Here is a 16,622-nt window from a genome sequence, read left to right as displayed (position 1 = left end):
GCGCTCCCCCGGCTCAGAAGTCGGAGGTAGACGAGTCAGGGGTAGACGAGTCAGGGGTGGACGCTCCGGACTCAGGACGATTCGCGCTCCGTCAGTTGCGTCGGCAGCACCACCTGGGGGCGGTCCGCCGTGCGTTCCTCGATCTCTTGCAGGAGTACGCGCGCCATGGTGCGGCCCATCTCCTCGATCGGCTGTCGCACGCTGGTCAGCGGCGGGTCCATGTGGCGGGCGACGGCGGAGTCGTCGAAGCCGACGAGCGCGACGTCGTCGGGGACCCGGCGGCCGGACTCGCGGAGCACCTGGCGGGCGCCCGCGGCCATCACGTCGGACGCGGCGAACACGGCGTCGAGGCCGGGCCTGCGGTCGAGGAGTTCGCGCATGGCGCGGCGACCGCCCTCCTCGGTGAAGTCGGCTGTCGCGACGAGGAGGTCGTCGGGGGCGTGGCCCGCGGCCGCGAGCCCCTCGCGGTAGCCGCCGAGGCGGCACTGGGCCACGTACATGTCGAGCGGTCCGGTGATGGTCGCCACGGCGCGCCGGCCCCGGGAGTGGAGGTGGGCGACGGCCTGCCGGGCGCCGTCCACGTTGTCGGAGTCGACGTAGGCGACGGTTTCGCGGGCGGAGCGGCGGCCACTGAGCACCGCGGGCATCTCGATCTCTTCGAGCAGGTCGGGCAGCGGGTCGTCGGCGTGCACGGACACCAGGAGCACCCCGTCGACGCGGTGCGCGGCGAGGTAGTCGGCGAAGCGTTTCCGCTCCTTGGGCGTACGGATGAGGGTGAGCAGCAGTTGCATGTCGGTGTCGGCGAGTTCGGCGCCGACGCCCCGGATGACGTCGGAGAAGTACGGCTCGGCGAAGAGCCGCGTCTCGGGTTCGGGGACGACGAGCGCGATGGCGTCGGAACTGCCCGCCGCGAGGGCGCGGGCCGCGCGGTTCGGCACGTATCCGAGCTCGGCGACGGCCTGCTCGACGATGGCGCGGGTGCGTTCGCTGACCCGCGGTGAACCGTTGATGACCCGCGAGACCGTGCCGCGTCCGACGCCGGCCCGGGCCGCGACCGCCTCCAGGGTGGGCGTGGCGCGCCGCGCGCCACGTCGTGTGGTCCCACCGGTCGCTGTCATGTCTGCCTCCACTGGAAGTCGCGCCGCATCCCAAAGAACCGCTGCTACCGCTACCACCGCCGTCGCCGCTGCCGCCTCGGTCACCGTGGCCGCGGCACAGCGGCCAGGGTGGTCGCGGAGTCACCGCCGTCACCCCGCCAGGCTGCGGCGACTCTTCGCCGCGTCACGACTGGGAGCGCTCCCACAGTACCCGAACCACCCATACCCCAATGCGCCCCGCATCACACAACGCATCGGTACGGAACAGTAGTTGATCAGAGCGGCACGCCTGAAGCCCCGGCGAGCCACCATGACGGCGATCTTCCGGGCCCGATGGGCGCCCGGTGAGTGAGTGGACGCGATGGGCGAGATGGATCGGGCGTACCAGATGCGCCCGACACCCGTAGCGGCCGATGCACTCCGGGCCGCCCGCCGCCGGTCGCCGGCCGAAGAGAATCCGGCGACGCGGGCCGCACTCAGCGGGCCCGCCCGCGGGTACGTACCCGCTCGGGCCGTCATCATGGCCGAAGCGCTGTTCGGTACCGCACGCGTGTCGCGTCGGCACCGCGCGGCGCGCCGCCGGGCCCCGTTCCACGGCCCGGCTACGACCCAGTCCCCAGTCCGTCCCAGCCGCCACCCGACTCCTCTCAGACCGCCCGAAATCCCACTGCCCCGCTACCCCGCCACTTCACTACCCGCTACCCCCTCCGCCCCTTCCAACTCATCCCGCCTCGCAACTCCCCTGCGACCGAACAGACCCGAAACACACCCGAAACGCGCCTGCACACGCCCGAACCCGCCCGAGCGCACCTGGGCACACACCTCGACTCTCTTCACCTCACCACTTCTTCACCTCGACTATGGGAGCGCTTCCATGACGTCAGAGCCCGAGACAGCAAGCTTTCCCGACGGCTTCCTCTGGGGCGCCGCGACCGCCGCGTACCAAGTGGAGGGCGCGGCACAGGAGGACGGCCGCGCGCCCTCCATCTGGGACACCTTCAGCCGCGTCCCCGGCAAGGTCCTCGGCGGCGACACCGGGGACGTCGCCGTGGACCACTACCACCGCTGGCGCGACGACGTGCGCCTCATGGCGGAACTGGACCTGAACGCCTACCGCTTCTCCGTCTCCTGGCCGCGCGTACAGCCCACCGGCCGGGGCCCCGCCTCCCGGCGCGGCCTCGACTTCTACAGCGCGCTCGTCGACGAGCTGCTCGCGCACGGCATCCGGCCGATGCTGACCCTCTACCACTGGGACCTGCCCCAGGAGCTGGAGACGGCCGGCGGCTGGCCGGAGCGCGAGACCGCCCGGCGCTTCGCGGACTACGCGCACCTCGTCGCGCAGGCGCTCGGCGACCGCGTCGAACTGTGGACGACCCTCAACGAACCCTGGTGCAGCGCCTTCCTGGGGTACGGCGCGGGGGTGCACGCCCCCGGCCGTACGGACCAGGTCGCCGCGCTGCGCGCCGCGCACCACCTCAACCTGGCGCACGGGCTTGGCGCCGAAGCGCTGCGCGCCGCCCTCCCCGCGCACGCGCAGCTCTCCGTCGCCCTCAACCCGAGCGCCGTCAGAGCCCGTTCGCAGTCGGCCGAGGATCTCGACGCTCAGCGGCGGGTGGACGCGCTCGCGACCCGTATCTTCACCGGGCCGATGCTCCACGGCGCGTACCCCGAAGACCTCATCGCGGACACGGCGGGTCTCACGGACTGGTCGTTCGTACGCGATGGCGATCCGGCCGTCATCAAGCACCCCCTCGACGCGCTGGGCATCAACTACTACACGCCCTCAGTGGTATCAGCCGCCACTGACAATCGCGCCCCGCGAGCCGACGGCCACGGCGCGGGCGAGCACAACCCCTGGCCCGGCGCCGACGACGTCGCCTTCCATCAGCCGCCCGGCACGCGCACGGCCATGGACTGGTCCGTCGACCCGAGCGGCCTGTACGACCTGCTGATGCGCTTCTCCGGCGAGGCCCCCGGCCTGCCGCTGATGGTCACCGAGAACGGCGCCGCCTACGACGACGAGCCGGACCCCGAGGGCGCGGTGCACGACCCGGACCGGATCGCGTACCTGCACGGCCATCTGAACGCCGTGCACCGCGCCATCGGCGACGGCGCGGACGTACGCGGGTACTTCCTGTGGTCGCTGCTGGACAATTTCGAGTGGGCGTACGGCTACAGCAAGCGGTTCGGCGCGGTCCATGTGGACTACGCGACCCAGGCCCGTACACCCAAGTCCAGCGCGCACTGGTACGCCCGGCTGGCCCGTACGAGCCAACTGCTGCCGGAGGTGCCGGGGATGTACGACGCGCCCGACGCACCCGATGTACCCGGCGCGGCCTACACACCCGAAGCGCCCGGCGTGCCCGACGTGCCCGAGACCGCGAGCGGTGAACGGCCCGGCGGAGCGACGGCGGGCGAGGTCGCGGAGCAACCTCTCTGAGCTCTGATATCTGAGCTCAGAATTCTGAGTTCTGAGTTCTGAGTTCTGATCTCTGAATTCTGAGCGACGCGATCGGGCACCGGTGGCACAGCAGGCCGGTACGCACGTCGGGCCGGCACGCACGTCGGGCGTCAGGCCGGTTCAGCGGAAGACGGCCGGTGGCGGCGCCGGGGAGGGCTGCGCGTCAGCGTCGCCGACCGGCGCCGCGCCGCCGGTGAAGTCCATCAGCGCCCGTCCGTGTTCGACCCGCCCCGCCTGCGGATCGGTGGCCGCGCGCCGGGTCAGTTCGGCGACCGGCAGCTCGCGGTCGGAGGCCAGCAGCACGGCGTTGCCGAACCGCCGACCGCGCAGCACCGCCGGGTCGGCGGTCACGCACAGCTCGGGGAAGACCTCCCGCACCGTCGCGATCTGGGACCGCAGGTGGGCGAGCGGCGGCCCGTCCGTGAGGTTCGCGGCGTAGCAGCCGCCGGGCCGCAGTGCCCGCCGCACCTCGCCGACGAACTCGGTGCTGGTCAGGTGCGCGGGCGTGCGGGCCCCGCTGAAGACGTCAGCGATGATCAGGTCCGCCCAGCCCTCCGGCACTTTCGCGAGCCCCGCGCGCGCGTCGCCGCCACGCACTCTGATGCGCCAGCCGCTCTCCAGGGGCAGCTCTCGACGGACGAACTGGACCAGCGGCGCGTCGAGTTCGACGATCTGCTGGGTGGAGCGGGGGCGGGTCGCCGCGATGTAGCGGGCGAGGGTGAACGCTCCGCCGCCCAGGTGCACCGCCTGGATCGGCCGCCCCTTGGGGGCCGCCAGGTCGGCGATGTGGCCGAGCCTGCGCTGGTAGGCGAAATCGAGGTAGGCGGGGTCGTCGAGGTCCACGTGGGACTGCGGCGCGCCGTCGATCAGGAGCGTACGGGCGCGGGGGCGCTCACGGTCGGGCACCAGTTCCGCGAGCCCGCCGTCGACGGCCTCGGAGACCGGCTCCGCCGCCCGCCCGCGCCCCTGCTTCCGTCTGTCCTTCGCCACCCCACCAGTATCGCCCGCACCGCCGCTGTCCTGCCGACAGGGGCAGGCGGCGGGGCCACGACCGGATGCCGGTGGTGCCGGGCCCCGGGCCGGCCGGAAGCCCACGTCCAGGGCGGCCCGGCCGTGGCCGGGGGCCGGTTATCTCGGGCGGCTGCTGCGCTCGACGGCCTCGATGGTGCGCGCGGCCTCGCCGAGCGCGGCCCGCAGCACGGCCGGGTCGGTGGCCTCGGTACAGGCCGCGTCCGGCGGCACCAGCCAGCCGGTGCCGGTGACGGGGGGCTCGGAGCGGCTCGTACGCGCGCCGCCCTCGTACGTCTGCGTGCAGGCGCTGCCGGGCAGGTCCCACCCGTCCGCGGTGCCGGGCGGCACGAGGAAGCCGAGGGTGTCGTAGTCGCCGTCGTGCAGCACCGGGCCCACGCCGACGCGCAGCCGCAGGATGTCCACGGCCTCCAGCCCCTGACGGGCCGGGACGGTCACGAGGTCGCACTGCCGGTCCGCCTCGGCCCCGGCCTCCGGGGCCGGTCGCGGGCCGCGGCCCCGCCGCCCGCACTCCTCCTCGGCGGCCGAATGCTGCGACGCGGACAGGGACTGCGACGAGGACTGTGGCGACGACGACTGGGGCGCGGAGAAGGACTGCGACGAGGACTGTGACGGGTTCCGCCCCACCGGCGAAGCCTGCGGCGGCCCCGCCGGCCGGGGTGTCCCCTGCGGAGGTGATAGGTGCGAGGGCGTCGTGCGCGCCGCTGACGCGTACCGCGCCGCCGTCCGGTCGCCTGTCGTCCGTACGACCGCGCCCGCCTGCGAGTCCCCGATGCCCGATCCGGCTTCCGTCAAGGGAAACCCCTCCTCCGCCGCGCTGCTGTGCGTGTGCTCCGGTACACCGGGTTCAACGCCGGAACGCGTCAATGGCTACGGCACCGCGTCGCCGCAAAGGATGGCATTTCATGGCGGATGACTGATGGGATATCCGGCTAGTAGTCAAACCGGCTGTAGCCGACCCATCACAGCAGGTACGGTCTTTTTCCGTGAGCACGCCAGCACAGCAGCACCGTCCGGCCCTCCGCACGAAACGGCACTCACCCGGAGAGGGGCCGGCCATGGCGCCGCGCGACGCACCCGCCTCAGCTGCTTCGACGGCGGCGGCGAGCCGTCCGAACACCGCCTTCCGGCGGCTTCGCGGACGGCGCTCGCCGGCCGAGTTCGCGGCGGCGGTGCGGCGTGCCGCCCGTGAGATCGGCGAACAGGTCTCCTGCGACGCCCGCTATGTCGGGCGGGTCGAGTCCGGTGCCATCCGCTGCCCGAATTACGCCTACGAGCGAGTGTTCCGCCATATGTTCCCCGGGCTCTCCCTGACGGAGATGGGCTTCTCACCGCGTGAGGCGGTACGGGGGCGAGCTCCCAGGCCGGGCGCCGGGCGGGCGCCGGACCCGACGGACGCGCCGCCCCCCTTAGCGACTCCCGGCCCGCCCACAGCACACGACGTGCTGCGGCACGCGTTCCTGACAGGCGGTACGGGCAGCGCGTCCGTTCCGGCCCCCGCGCCTGTCGCCGCTCACCGGGTCGGCGAGCCGGAGGCCAGTGCCGTCGAAGCGGCCGTGCGCCGTATCCGCCTGCTCGACGACCGGCACGGCGCCGACGTCCTCTACCGGCGTGCCGCGCAGCCGCTGCGCGCCGCGTACGGGCTCCTGGACCGCGGCACGGGGCGTCGCCCGCTCGCCGACCGGCTGTACTCGGGCGCGGGCGAGCTCGCCATCTCGGTCGGCTGGCTGGCGCACGACTCGGGCCGCTTCGCCGACGCCCGCTCGCTCTACTCGGAGGCGCTGGCGATCGCGCGCGTGGCGGACGATCCGGCGCTGGAGGCGCACGCGTTCGCCAACACCGCTTTTCTCGCCCGTGACGCGGGCCGCCCGCGCGAGGCCGTACGGGCCGCGCAGGCGGCGCAGCGCGCGGCGCGGCAGCTGGCGTCGCCGCGGCTGCTGTCGCTGCTGACGCTGCGGGAGGCGGGGGGCTGGGCCGGGCTCGGGGACCGGCGGGGCTGTGAGGAGGCGCTGTGGCGGGCGCAGCGGCTCTACGGGCGGGGCGTCCGCGACGCCGACCCCGAGTGGATGTCGTTCTTCGGGGAGGCCGAGCTGGCGGGGCTGGAGGCGCAGTGCTGGTCGGCGCTGGGCGTCTGGCCGCGCGCGGCCGAACAGGCGCGGCGGGCCGTGGCGGCGCAGGATCCGCATTTCACCCGCAATATCGCGCTCTTCACGGCGGAGCTGGCGGGCGATCTCGCGGGCTGCGGCGCGCTGGAGGAGGCGGCCTCGGCGGGCGGGCGCGTGCTGGACCTGCTGGAGGGGGTCCAGTCGGCCCGTATCCGCGCGATGCTCGCCGGCATGGCCGGTACGCTCCGCCCCCATCGTCGCAGCGCTCCGGTGGCGGCCTTCCTCGCCCGGCACGACGCCGCGGCACGCTCGTCGTGAGGGGCGGAGGGACGCTCCTCGTGAGGGGTCGAGGGCCGTTCTGAGGGGCCGAAACCGTCGCTCCGGTCAGCCCAGGTGGCCGGTGTCGTTCCAGCGCTCGATCGCGGGTTCGCCGTAGGCCCAGCCGAGGACGGACAGGGAGGTCGGGTCGAGCCGTATGCGGGCCGCGAAGGACGGCTCCAGGCCCAGCCAGCGCGCGCCGAGTACGCGCAGCAGGTGGCCGTGGGCGAAGACCAGGACGTCGCGGTCGGCGGAGCGGGCCCAGGCGGTGACCTCGTCCGCGCGGGCGGCGATCTCCGCCAGCGTCTCGCCCTCCGGGACGCCGTCGCGCCAGATGAGCCAGCCGGGGCGGGCGGCCTTGATCTCGTCGGGGGCCATGCCCTCGTACGCGCCGTAGTCGAACTCCATGAGCGCGTCCCAGTCCTGCGCGCGGTCGCCGAAGCCCGCGATCTCGCAGGTCTCCTTGGCGCGCGCCAGGGGGCTCGTACGGACCTCGACGCCCGGCAGTTCGTTCCAGGGCTCGTGGCGCAGCCGTTCGCCGAGCAGTTTGGCGCCGTGCCGTCCCTCTTCGACGAGAGGGATGTCCGTGCGGCCGGTGTGCTTCCCGGACAGCGACCACTGCGTCTGTCCGTGCCGGGCCAGCAGGATGCGCGGTGCCATGTGAGGGGACCTCTCCATCGATCTCGTCGGGTGCTTCGGCGGCCGCTTCTGCCGTTGCTTCAGCCAACATTTCGTTGGTTTTCCCGACAGATGCGTCCTCTCCGCCCTCCATCATCGCGCACCGGCCGCGGAGGCAACCGCGGGGCCGGTGGCGGCGTCTCCTATCTCACATGTCCCTCACACGCCACGACCGCGGACATAACCGCAGGCGAACGCCGTGTTGACAGGAAGTCGAAGGGCGGTGTGCGGCGGATTCCGCGTACACCGTACGGTTGCATGCGCGCTTGTTTGGCCGCCAGAACACAGGAGAGCGTCGCGATGTCCCACACCCCCGCACTCGGGAAGCGGCCTCGCTGGTGGACCGAGCTGCCCCTCATCGCCGTGGTGTACGTCCTGTACTCGGCGGGCCGGCTGCTCGCCCGGGGCGAGGTGAGCGACGCCGTCGACCACGGGCTGTCCATCCTCCATATAGAGAAGGTTCTGCGGATAAACCTGGAACATCCGCTCAATCGGTTCTTCACCCACCACGCCCTGTTCGGCATACCCGCCGACTTCGCATACGCGTCGCTCCACTACCTGGTCACCCCGGCGATCCTCATATGGGTCTTCAAGTGCCGCCCGGCGAACTACAGCTTCCTGCGCGCCTGGCTGATGATCGCCACCCTCATCGGTCTCGTCGGCTTCACGCTGCTGCCCACGAGCCCGCCGCGGCTCCTGGAGGCGAGCCAGGGGTTCGTCGACACCATGGCGCAGTACGGGTCGTACGGCTGGTGGGGCGGGGACGCCAGCGCGCCGCGCGGCCTCGGGGGGCTCACCAACCAGTACGCGGCCATGCCGAGCCTCCACGTGGGGTGGGCCCTGTGGTGCGGCGTCGTGCTGTGGCGGTACGGGCGCGGGCGCTGGGCGCGGATCGCCGGCGTCGCCTACCCGCTGGGCATCGCGATCGTCGTGATGGGCACCGCCAACCACTACCTGCTGGACGCCGTCGCGGGCATCGCCGTGATGGGCGTCGGGCTGCTGCTGGCCAAGCCCGCGCTGCGGCTCGCCGAACGTGTCCGCAACCGCTTGCCGCGCATCTCCCGCACCGCCCCACACACCGGATCACCTGGTGAAACCCATGCGGCTGGGGCAGTTGTCAGTGGCGGGTGCGAGACTTCGGCAGGTGAACGGTTCCCTCGACAGCCGGCCCGGGCCGACGTCGCCGACAGCCACGGCGACGCCCGCGCCGACAGCGCTGCGACAGCGGCTCGCTGAGCTGCGCGGGCCGGGCTGCGCCCCGCGCCCGCTCGACGCCCGCGCGCTGGCGGCGCTGGCCGCCAACCCCGGCTGCGGCCGCCGCGCGCTGCTGGACGGCGCCGGGGTCGACAAGGGCGCGCTGGCCGGCGCTCTGGGGGCGCCCGCCACGTTCGGCCAGTCGCAGTTCGCGCTCGCGCGCGGCAATTCCTTCGAGGCCAAGGTCAAGGCCGACGGCGGGGCCGAGCTGGTCCGGCTGCTCCATGAGCGCCTGGGGGACGGCTCCCCCGCACCCGGCCCCGGTCCGGTCGCCGCCCCCGACCTGACGGCCGTCGGTCCCGAGGGCCGCACGGCCCGTACGGAGCTGGCTCTCCGGGAGGCGTCGGCCGCCGGCGAGTGGGCGTTCCTCGACCACCCGATGCTGGCCCTCACCGTCGCGGGCTCCCCCGCCTACCTCGAACCGGACGCGGTCGTGGTCCACCCCGACGGCGGCTGGACCGTCGTCGAGATCAAGTCCTTCCCCATGGTGGACGGCTCCGCCGACGCGGCCAAGGTGGGCGCGGCGGCGCGGCAGGCGGCCGTGTACGTACTGGCGCTGGGGGACCTGGCGGAGCGGCACGCGGGCGGTGCGGAGCGGTCCGGCGGCGGGGCAGAGGAGCCCGGGGGCGAGAGCGCGGACCGGGCGGGCGGCGGCGCGGACCGCGTATGCAGTCAAGTGCTGCTGGTGTGTCCCAAGGACTTCTCCAACGTGCCGGCGGCCGAGCTCGTCGACATCCGCAAGCAGCTCGCCACCACCCGTCGGCAGCTGTCCCGGCTGACCCGCGTCGAGGCGCTCGCCGCGGCCCTCCCCGAGGGCACCACCTTCGATCTGCGGCTCACCGCGGACGGCCGGACCGCGACCCGGCCCGCCGAGGAGCTGCTGGCGGCTGTCGAGTCGGTCGACGCGGCGTACGCGCCGGACTGCCTGGCCGTCTGTGAGCTGGCCTTCCACTGCCGGGAGCGGACCCGCGCGGCGGGGGCGGTGGAGTCCCTGGGCCGCGGGGTGCGCGGCGAACTGGGCGATCTCACCACCGTGGAGGCGGTTCTCGCCGCCGCCCATGGGGAAGCGGGCGACGCCGACGACCCCGCTGTCGGGGCGCTGCGCCGCGCGGCGGCCCTGCGGGCGGAGGCGCTGGTGGCGGGAGGTGCGGGATGCGGCTGACGCCGTCCGCCCGTGAGGCCCGTAAGGCCGGTGAGGTCCGTGAGGCCCGTGAGGAGGGCACATGTCGCTGATCAGCACGCTGGCGCGGATGGAGGCCGCCCGGGACGGGCACGCGCGCCCCGGCGCGACCGTGCGCCACCGGCATCTGGCCGAGCGGCCCATGGTGCTGGTGCCGCTCACGACCGCGGGTGAGGCGGGCGCGCCGCTGGGCGCGCTGGTGGGGACGGACCGGGAGTCGCCCCGGCTGCTGGTCGTGGCGCAGCCGCGCGACCGGGACCTGCGGTTCGCGTTCCTCGCCGACCTGGCCGACGCGGTGCTGCCGCACTTCGAGGCGTACGCCGACGACGTCGAGGCGGCCGAGCGCTCCGAGGCGGACCCGGAGACCGGGAAGAAGGTGAAGGTCGAGGTCGAGCTGTGCGCGGACGCGCCCCAGCTGCTGGTGCCGAGCGCGGCCGGCGTGGAGTACGTACGGCTGCTGGGCCGGTCCATGCGGTTCCGGCGGACCGCCGAACAGGACCCTGACACGCCCTACCCCGCTCCCCCGCGCGTACCGCTGCTCGGCCGCTGGCTGACGCACCTCGGGGAGCGCGCGCGGGTGCCCGGCTCGTCCCTGCTGCTGCCGATGACGCAGGTGCTGGCCCGGCACTGGGCGACGGGCCAGAGCAACCTGGAGGACCAGCATCTGGGCGCGCTGCTCGCCTGGATAGACCCGCCCGAGGGGATGACGGGCGCGCGGGCGGCGCTGCGGGCGGAGCTGGAGCGCGGGCCGGACGGCCTGCTGACCACGCCGCCCGCCGGTCCGGCCACCGACCCGGTCTTCGACAACAAGCGGCTCGCTCCGGCCATCGCGCGGTACGACGCGGCCCGCGCGGAGGTGCTGGACGCGGCGCGCGGCCGGTTCGAGGGGAACCCGGCGGCGGGCACGGCGCCCTGTGCGGGCCGCGCGGGTTCGGCGCGCGCCCGGCAGCGGGCCGCGCACGAGGCGCTGGGCGCCGCCGACCGCGAGGTGCGCGAGCTGGTGGCGTCCCAGCTGCGGCCGACGTGGGACGCCGTGTGGCACGGGCTCGATCTGCTCCGGGCGCTGCCCGAGGGCGGCCGGGTCGCCGACCGCTGGAAGCGCGACCGCTGGTCGTACACGGCTCACCGGGACCGCGTACGGGCCGGGGAGCCGCCGCAGCCCAAGCGGGACGACGCGGTGACGGCGGCGCAGAAGCTGTCGGCGCGGGAGACGGCGCAGGCGCAGCTGGACGCGCAGGAGGCGTTGGACGATCCGCTGGTGATGGCCGGCCGGCGGCTGGCCGGTGAGGCGTTCGCGGGCGAGGTGACCGACGTGCTGATGGCCTATTCGGAGGCGAAGGTACCGCGCCCGCGCCCGCTGCTGACGGTCCGGACGGAGGACCGCCCGTATCTGGAGGAGCGCGCCAAGCTCTACCGGGCGCTGGCCGACGGCAAGACGCAGACCGCCGAGTTCGCGGGGTACGAACCGGGCGCGCTGGTCGTCCAGTTGACCGGCGGCATGGGGCGCGGCAAGGTCCCCGAGCCCGGCTCGGTCCCGGACAAGGGGGACCGTGTGTGCTGGACGCTCTTCGAGCACGCGCCGCGCGGCGGGCCCGAGTTGCCGGACCCGGAGCGCACGCCGTGGACGCACGGCGGCCCGCCTGCCGCTGCTGGGGAGGCAGCCGACCTCGCGGGTACGGGCCCCGCGCCCGTACCCGCGCCCGAGCGGCCCGATCCTGTGACCTCGGAGGACTTCCTGTGACCGGTTCCCGTGCCGCGTTCGACCCCGGGGCCGCGGCCGGCGCCGCGACGGACGCGATCCTGCACGACACCCTGCACGGCTCGCACCGCGGCGTGGTCGTGGACTCCCCGCCCGGCGCGGGCAAGTCCACGCTCGTCGTGCGGGCCGCCCGCGAACTGGCCGCCGCCGGGCGCCCGCTGATGATCGTCGCGCAGACCAACGCCCAGGTGGACGACCTGGTCGACCGGATCGCGAGCCAGGACCCGGAGCTGCCGGTGGGCCGGCTGCACAGCAACGACCCGCACCCCTACGACCCGGCCCTCGACGCGTACCCGTCCGTCGTGAAGTCGCCGAAGGCCGCGGCGCTCGCGGGGCTCGACGTCGTGATCTCCACGGCCGCCAAGTGGGCGCACACCAAGGGCGTCGAGCCGTGGCGGCACGCGATCGTGGACGAGGCGTACCAGATGCGTTCGGACGCGCTGCTGGCCGTGGCCGGGCTCTTCGAACGGGCGCTGTTCGTGGGCGATCCGGGCCAGCTGGACCCGTTCAGCGTGGTGGGCACGGACGGCACGGCCCAGTGGGCGGGGCTGTCGTACGACCCGTCCGCGAGCGCGGTGTCCACGCTGCTGGCCCACAACCCCGGCCTGCCGCAGCACCGGCTCCCTGTCTCCTGGCGGCTGCCCGCCTCGGCCGCGCCGCTGGTCTCGGACGCGTTCTACCCGTACACGCCCTTCCGCAGCGGTACGGGTCCGGGCGAGCGGCGGCTCTCCTTCGGCGTGCGCTCCGACGGCTCGGGGCCGGACCGGGTGCTGGACGAGGCGGCGGAAGCGGGGTGGGGGCTGCTGGAGCTGCCCGCGCGCAGCACCCCGCGCACGGACCCGGAGGCGGTACGGGCCGTGGCGCTGGTGATCCGGCGGCTGCTGGACCGGGGCGCGGCGGCGGTCAGCGAGCGCTCGCCGGACCCGGTGCCGCTGACCCCCGGCCGCCTCGCGGTGGGCACCGCCCACCGCGACCAGGCCGCGGCCGTCCGGGCGGCCCTGGCCGAGCTGGGCGTGTCCGGGGTCGCGGTGGACACGGCGAACCGGCTCCAGGGCCGCGAGTTCGACGTGACGGTGATGCTGCATCCGCTGTCGGGCCGACCCGACGCCACGGCGTTCCACTTGGAGACCGGGCGGCTGTGCGTACTGGCCTCGCGCCACCGGCACGCGTGCATCGTGGTGTGCCGGGCGGGGGTGGCCGAGCTGCTGGACGACCACCCCTCGGCGGAACCGGTGCAGTTGGGGGTGGCGGTCAAGTTCCCCGACGGCTGGGAGGCGATGTGCGCCACGTGGGACCACTGGTCCGGACACCGCGTCTCTTGGCGCCCTTGAGCGGTGAGCTCCTGGGGCACGCGGGAACGGTGCGGTGCGCGAGTCAGGCGGAGGGTACGGGCCTGGTGCGACGCGAGGTGCCGGCCCCACGGCATCCGGCATTCCGCCGAATCCAGCCGCTGCCGCTGACCTGCGCGAATGGGGGCGGAGCCGGCAGCTCCGCCGAGTCTGCGGCCGTGGGCGGCCCTTTCCGTGCGACAGCACCCCCGACACCGCGGTGATACGGGCGGAACAGCCCTGTGGCCTGGGCGGAACGGTCCGGTGATGCGAACGGAGAGCCCCGTTGACCCGGGGCGCACTTGCGCAGGGCGGGACAATGGAACGCGGCACACGATCCTGGAGGTAGGCACATGTCCGAGCCGCAGTCGGCAGGCGAAGCGCGCGAGGCCGCGCCGCGGCGTATGAAGCCCGCGCCCCTGCTCTTCGAACCGCCGGAGGCGGTCGCGGAGGCCGAGCACTTCTTCGACCTCGAATCGATCGACGATCCGCGCGAGCTGCTCTCCCGCGCCACGGAGCTGACGCTGGCCTTTCGCGCCGCCGCGGACCGGGCCACGGAGTTCCAGGCGATGGCCGCCGCCCTCCTCGCCGACCCCAAGCGCTTCGACCGCCTCTCCGCGTCCGCGATCGGCGAACGCGCCGACTGGGCCGAGGACTACGCGCAGAAGATGATCGAGTTCGGCCGCGGCCTGCTGCGCGACGGCACCCCGCCGACGGCCTGACGGCCGGCCCTGAACGGCCATACGGCCTCACCGAACTCCCCGGCACCAGGCACCACGTCGGCACTTCGGCATGTAGACCCAACGCCGTATCGGTCCGGTGCCGCGTCAGCACGTGCGCAGCAGGGTCCGGCGCGTACGGCCCGCCAAGGTGCGGACCGGCCCACCGCGGCGCCAGGAGGCGCCCGTACGCGTACGGGCGCAGGAACAGCCCCACGCGCAGGCTCGGGCACAGGGCCGGGCCCCGGCACAGGCAGGCCCGAGCGGCGAGCCCGCACGGAGGGTCCCGCACAGGCCCCACCGCCCCCGCTCCGGCCCATGATCGCCAAGATCATGGGCCGTTGGCATATGCGAGGGCGGACGGTACTGCACCGCACCCCATCCCGTCCCGATTTCCACCAATCCACAAAAACGGAACTCCATGTACCGGTAAACCTGTCGGGCATGAGCACCTGGCCCCGTGATCCATCCCCCATCCGCCCCACCCGCTCCCGCCTCCCCCATCAGCCCCGGCGGCCCCAACGGCAGCGCCGCCCCCAGCACCCCCGCCACACCGCCGCCTACGTCACCCTCGCCGGGGCCGACTGGCTCGCCTCGGCCAGCCCGTTCCCGCGCAGTGTGCACGCGCTCTGGGCCTCCGACCCGGCCGCGCCCGTCGTACTGCCCTGCGGCACGGCCTTCGACGTGATCAGCGTGCCCGCGCTCTTCGGCCGCCGGCTCGCCGACCGGCTGTGGTCGGACGGGCCCGGCTCGGGGCCCGTGGCCGCGCAGCGCGGCCGCATCCTGCTGTTCGCCGCGGTGGGCACGGCGCAGCGGCTGCCCGCGCTGCTGGACTGGGAGGAGTGGCGCGCGATGGTGCCGCAGCCGCTGTGCCACGGCAAGGGGGACGCGGTGACCGTGCCGCCGCTGTTCCCCGTCGACCTCTTCGACTCCCCGGAGGCCGATACGAAGCCCGGACCGCCCTCCCGCTGGCTGGTCGCCCCGGACCTGCGGCGCCCGTGGCTGCCGGGGCCGGAGGTGCTGCTGTGGGGGTGCATACGGGCGGCTCGCACGGGGCTGAGCGCCCCGGCCGACACCCCCGCGACCAGCCAACACGCGCTCGCACCGAGCTGAAACCCATCGATTTTCGCTTCCCCGGACGGGGGTGCTAAGGTCTTCTACGTCAGCAGGCGCCGCTAGCTCAGTTGGTTAGAGCAGCTGACTCTTAATCAGCGGGTCCGGGGTTCGAGTCCCTGGCGGCGCACAGACAGACGGAGGGCCCCTCGCGGAAGCGAGGGGCCCTTCGTCGTCGCCGTCCGGCGTCACCGCGTGGTCACCTTCACCGTCCACGCCCCCGCCGTAGTCCGGCCCTCGACCGTCACCCGCACCCCGCTCCCGCCGCCGTCCCCGCCCGTCCCGAAGCTCTCCCCGATGTCCAGCGGGGCGTCGGCGAGCGGCGGGTAGACGGAGGCGCCCACGCAGGCGGCGGTCCGGGGGTGCCCGTCCAGCACCTGGACCGGCCCGTCGCCGGACGCGGTGTCGCTGCGTACGCGGTAGACGAGCACCCCTTCCGCGCAGGACCCGGCGTCGTTGCCCCCCACGCCGCGCGCCTCGACGGCCACGGCCTCGGTGGGGCTCGTACGGATCACGACGAGCCGGGTGCGGTCGTCGGCGCCCGGCTGCATCGGGGCCTCCAGCGGCTCCAGGACGTGCCGGCCGGTGCCGGGGCCGCGGACGCAGTCGATCTGGCGCGGGGTGAGCCAGCCGAGCTTCCACTTGTGCCAGCCGAACGGTTCGGAGGCCAGTCCGAACTGGCTGCCCATGAGGTCCCAGTCGCCGACGTGAGTGTCCCAGTCCCCCTTGCCGTCGGTCGGCCGGTGGTAGAGGTCGGGAAGGTCGAAGACGTGCAGGGTCTCGTGGGCGAGCACGTTGCGGTCGGGCGGGTGGTGCTCGAAGACCGTGACGATGCGGCTCAGCCGGGCGCCGTCGACGGAGATCGGCTCGTCGAGGTTTATGACCTTGGTGGCGTCCGAGTCGACGCCCGGCGCGTCGGGGTCGGCGACCAGGTAGACGACGTCGTAGCGGCTGAAGTCCACGGCGGGGTCGGCGGCGGCGATGGCGTCGCGCAGGTACGTGGTGCGGTGCTCGGCGTCCCAGTCCCGCTGTATCCGGTACGAGGTGGACTTCCGCGGCATCCGCAGCCAGCGCTTCACCGGGTGGACGTCCAGCTTGAACTTCCCGTACGAGGCGCGCTCGAAGAACCGGGAGGTGTCGGGGAAGTGGTCGGCGGCCAGGTCGCCGGGGCCGGTGGCGGGGGCGGCGTCGGGGAAGGAGAGGAAGAGCATGACGGCGTGCAGCCGGCCGCGGGGCCGGGGGTAGGCGGGGTCCCAGGAGTCCAGGCCCTCGGAGTGGTGGGCCTCGCTGCGCGGCAGCGCGCACGGTCCGGCGGACCCGGCCGCCTGGACGGGGGCCGCGACGACATTGGTGGCGATCACCGCGCAGAGGGAGGAGAGCAGGGCGGCCGCGCGGCGCAGCCGTGACCGGTGCACTCCCTCGGGTGGCTGCGGACGCACCACGTCGACCTCCCGGGCTGGGTTCGGGACACCCACCCACCCTGTGGCGGTTCGCGGTGGTACGCCCTGTTCCACTGCCCCAGTCGAGTGACTCGGCCCTCTACGGGGTAAGTAACACTCAGTCACGTGCGATCAGCCAGCC

13 protein-coding genes and 1 tRNA gene are annotated in these 16,622 nt (G+C 74.1%); 9 read left to right on the top strand and 5 right to left on the bottom strand.

The genetic code is table 11. The features are described 5' to 3' along the window. Positions 1-71: 71 nt before the first annotated feature. Positions 72-1,118, bottom strand: a complete 1,047-nt coding sequence (locus AB0I22_RS12995) for a LacI family DNA-binding transcriptional regulator (RefSeq protein WP_363130791.1) — start codon at positions 1,116-1,118, stop codon at positions 72-74. A gap of 853 nt (positions 1,119-1,971) precedes the next feature. Between AB0I22_RS12995 and AB0I22_RS12990 the strand changes: the two genes are divergently transcribed. Then, positions 1,972-3,537 (top strand): GH1 family beta-glucosidase, encoded by a 1,566-nt coding sequence (locus AB0I22_RS12990; RefSeq protein ID WP_363130790.1) that lies wholly within the window; start codon positions 1,972-1,974, stop codon positions 3,535-3,537. A 141-nt stretch (positions 3,538-3,678) separates the two neighbouring features. On the opposite strand, the gene AB0I22_RS12985 is transcribed toward AB0I22_RS12990, so the two are convergent. Together AB0I22_RS12985 and AB0I22_RS12980 are read right to left on the bottom strand one after the other, a co-directional pair. Then, positions 3,679-4,548 (bottom strand): fused MFS/spermidine synthase, encoded by an 870-nt coding sequence (locus tag AB0I22_RS12985; RefSeq protein ID WP_363130789.1) that lies wholly within the window; start codon positions 4,546-4,548, stop codon positions 3,679-3,681. Positions 4,549-4,686: 138 nt separating this feature from the next. Further along, positions 4,687-5,214, bottom strand: a complete 528-nt coding sequence (locus AB0I22_RS12980) for a hypothetical protein (protein WP_363130788.1) — start codon at positions 5,212-5,214, stop codon at positions 4,687-4,689. A gap of 431 nt (positions 5,215-5,645) precedes the next feature. On the opposite strand from AB0I22_RS12980, the gene AB0I22_RS12975 reads away from it, so the two are divergent. After that, positions 5,646-7,010 (top strand): tetratricopeptide repeat protein, encoded by a 1,365-nt coding sequence (locus AB0I22_RS12975; RefSeq protein WP_363130787.1) that lies wholly within the window; start codon positions 5,646-5,648, stop codon positions 7,008-7,010. Between the two features lie 66 nt (positions 7,011-7,076). Here the strand turns inward: AB0I22_RS12975 and AB0I22_RS12970 are convergent, their stop codons facing one another. After that, positions 7,077-7,670, bottom strand: a complete 594-nt coding sequence (locus tag AB0I22_RS12970) for a histidine phosphatase family protein (protein ID WP_363130786.1) — start codon at positions 7,668-7,670, stop codon at positions 7,077-7,079. Positions 7,671-7,988: 318 nt separating this feature from the next. Between AB0I22_RS12970 and AB0I22_RS12965 the strand changes: the two genes are divergently transcribed. From AB0I22_RS12965 to AB0I22_RS12935, 7 genes are all read left to right on the top strand, one after another. Then, positions 7,989-8,924 (top strand): phosphatase PAP2 family protein, encoded by a 936-nt coding sequence (locus tag AB0I22_RS12965; protein ID WP_363130785.1) that lies wholly within the window; start codon positions 7,989-7,991, stop codon positions 8,922-8,924. Then, entirely contained in the window at positions 8,905-10,104 is a 1,200-nt protein-coding gene (locus tag AB0I22_RS12960; RefSeq protein ID WP_363130904.1) for a hypothetical protein, read from the top strand. The genes AB0I22_RS12965 and AB0I22_RS12960 overlap by 20 nt, the downstream gene beginning before the upstream one ends. A gap of 61 nt (positions 10,105-10,165) precedes the next feature. Then, positions 10,166-11,863 carry a hypothetical protein gene (locus AB0I22_RS12955; RefSeq protein ID WP_363130784.1) on the top strand — a complete coding sequence of 566 codons (1,698 nt, stop codon included), beginning with the start codon at positions 10,166-10,168 and terminating at the stop codon, positions 11,861-11,863. Beyond that, positions 11,860-13,212, top strand: a complete 1,353-nt coding sequence (locus tag AB0I22_RS12950) for an AAA domain-containing protein (RefSeq protein ID WP_363130783.1) — start codon at positions 11,860-11,862, stop codon at positions 13,210-13,212. Before AB0I22_RS12955 ends, AB0I22_RS12950 begins: the two co-directional genes overlap by 4 nt. Before the next feature lie 350 nt (positions 13,213-13,562). Next, entirely contained in the window at positions 13,563-13,931 is a 369-nt protein-coding gene (locus AB0I22_RS12945) for a hypothetical protein (RefSeq protein WP_363130782.1), read from the top strand. Positions 13,932-14,372: 441 nt separating this feature from the next. Further along, positions 14,373-15,041, top strand: a complete 669-nt coding sequence (locus AB0I22_RS12940) for a bifunctional DNA primase/polymerase (protein WP_363130781.1) — start codon at positions 14,373-14,375, stop codon at positions 15,039-15,041. Positions 15,042-15,097: 56 nt separating this feature from the next. Further along, a tRNA-Lys gene (locus AB0I22_RS12935) sits at positions 15,098-15,171 on the top strand. Positions 15,172-15,229: 58 nt separating this feature from the next. On the opposite strand, the gene AB0I22_RS12930 is transcribed toward AB0I22_RS12935, so the two are convergent. Next, a complete protein-coding gene (locus tag AB0I22_RS12930) occupies positions 15,230-16,483 on the bottom strand; it encodes a M6 family metalloprotease domain-containing protein (protein ID WP_363130780.1) in 1,254 nt (417 codons plus the stop codon). Between the last annotated feature and the right edge of the window lie 139 nt (positions 16,484-16,622).

Source organism: Streptomyces sp. NPDC050610 (genome assembly GCF_040654875.1).
In the GTDB taxonomy this organism is placed as follows: domain Bacteria; phylum Actinomycetota; class Actinomycetes; order Streptomycetales; family Streptomycetaceae; genus Streptomyces.
This window is presented reverse-complemented; position numbering and strand designations above follow the sequence as displayed.

Coding starts and splice junctions, on each gene's coding strand:
- AB0I22_RS12970 (WP_363130786.1), bottom strand. CDS start 7,670: ATGGCACCGCGCATCCTGCTGGCCCGGCACGGACAGACGCAGTGGTCG.
- AB0I22_RS12940 (WP_363130781.1), top strand. CDS start 14,373: ATGAGCACCTGGCCCCGTGATCCATCCCCCATCCGCCCCACCCGCTCC.
- AB0I22_RS12965 (WP_363130785.1), top strand. CDS start 7,989: ATGTCCCACACCCCCGCACTCGGGAAGCGGCCTCGCTGGTGGACCGAG.
- AB0I22_RS12945 (WP_363130782.1), top strand. CDS start 13,563: ATGTCCGAGCCGCAGTCGGCAGGCGAAGCGCGCGAGGCCGCGCCGCGG.
- AB0I22_RS12955 (WP_363130784.1), top strand. CDS start 10,166: ATGTCGCTGATCAGCACGCTGGCGCGGATGGAGGCCGCCCGGGACGGG.
- AB0I22_RS12995 (WP_363130791.1), bottom strand. CDS start 1,118: ATGACAGCGACCGGTGGGACCACACGACGTGGCGCGCGGCGCGCCACG.
- AB0I22_RS12990 (WP_363130790.1), top strand. CDS start 1,972: ATGACGTCAGAGCCCGAGACAGCAAGCTTTCCCGACGGCTTCCTCTGG.
- AB0I22_RS12975 (WP_363130787.1), top strand. CDS start 5,646: ATGGCGCCGCGCGACGCACCCGCCTCAGCTGCTTCGACGGCGGCGGCG.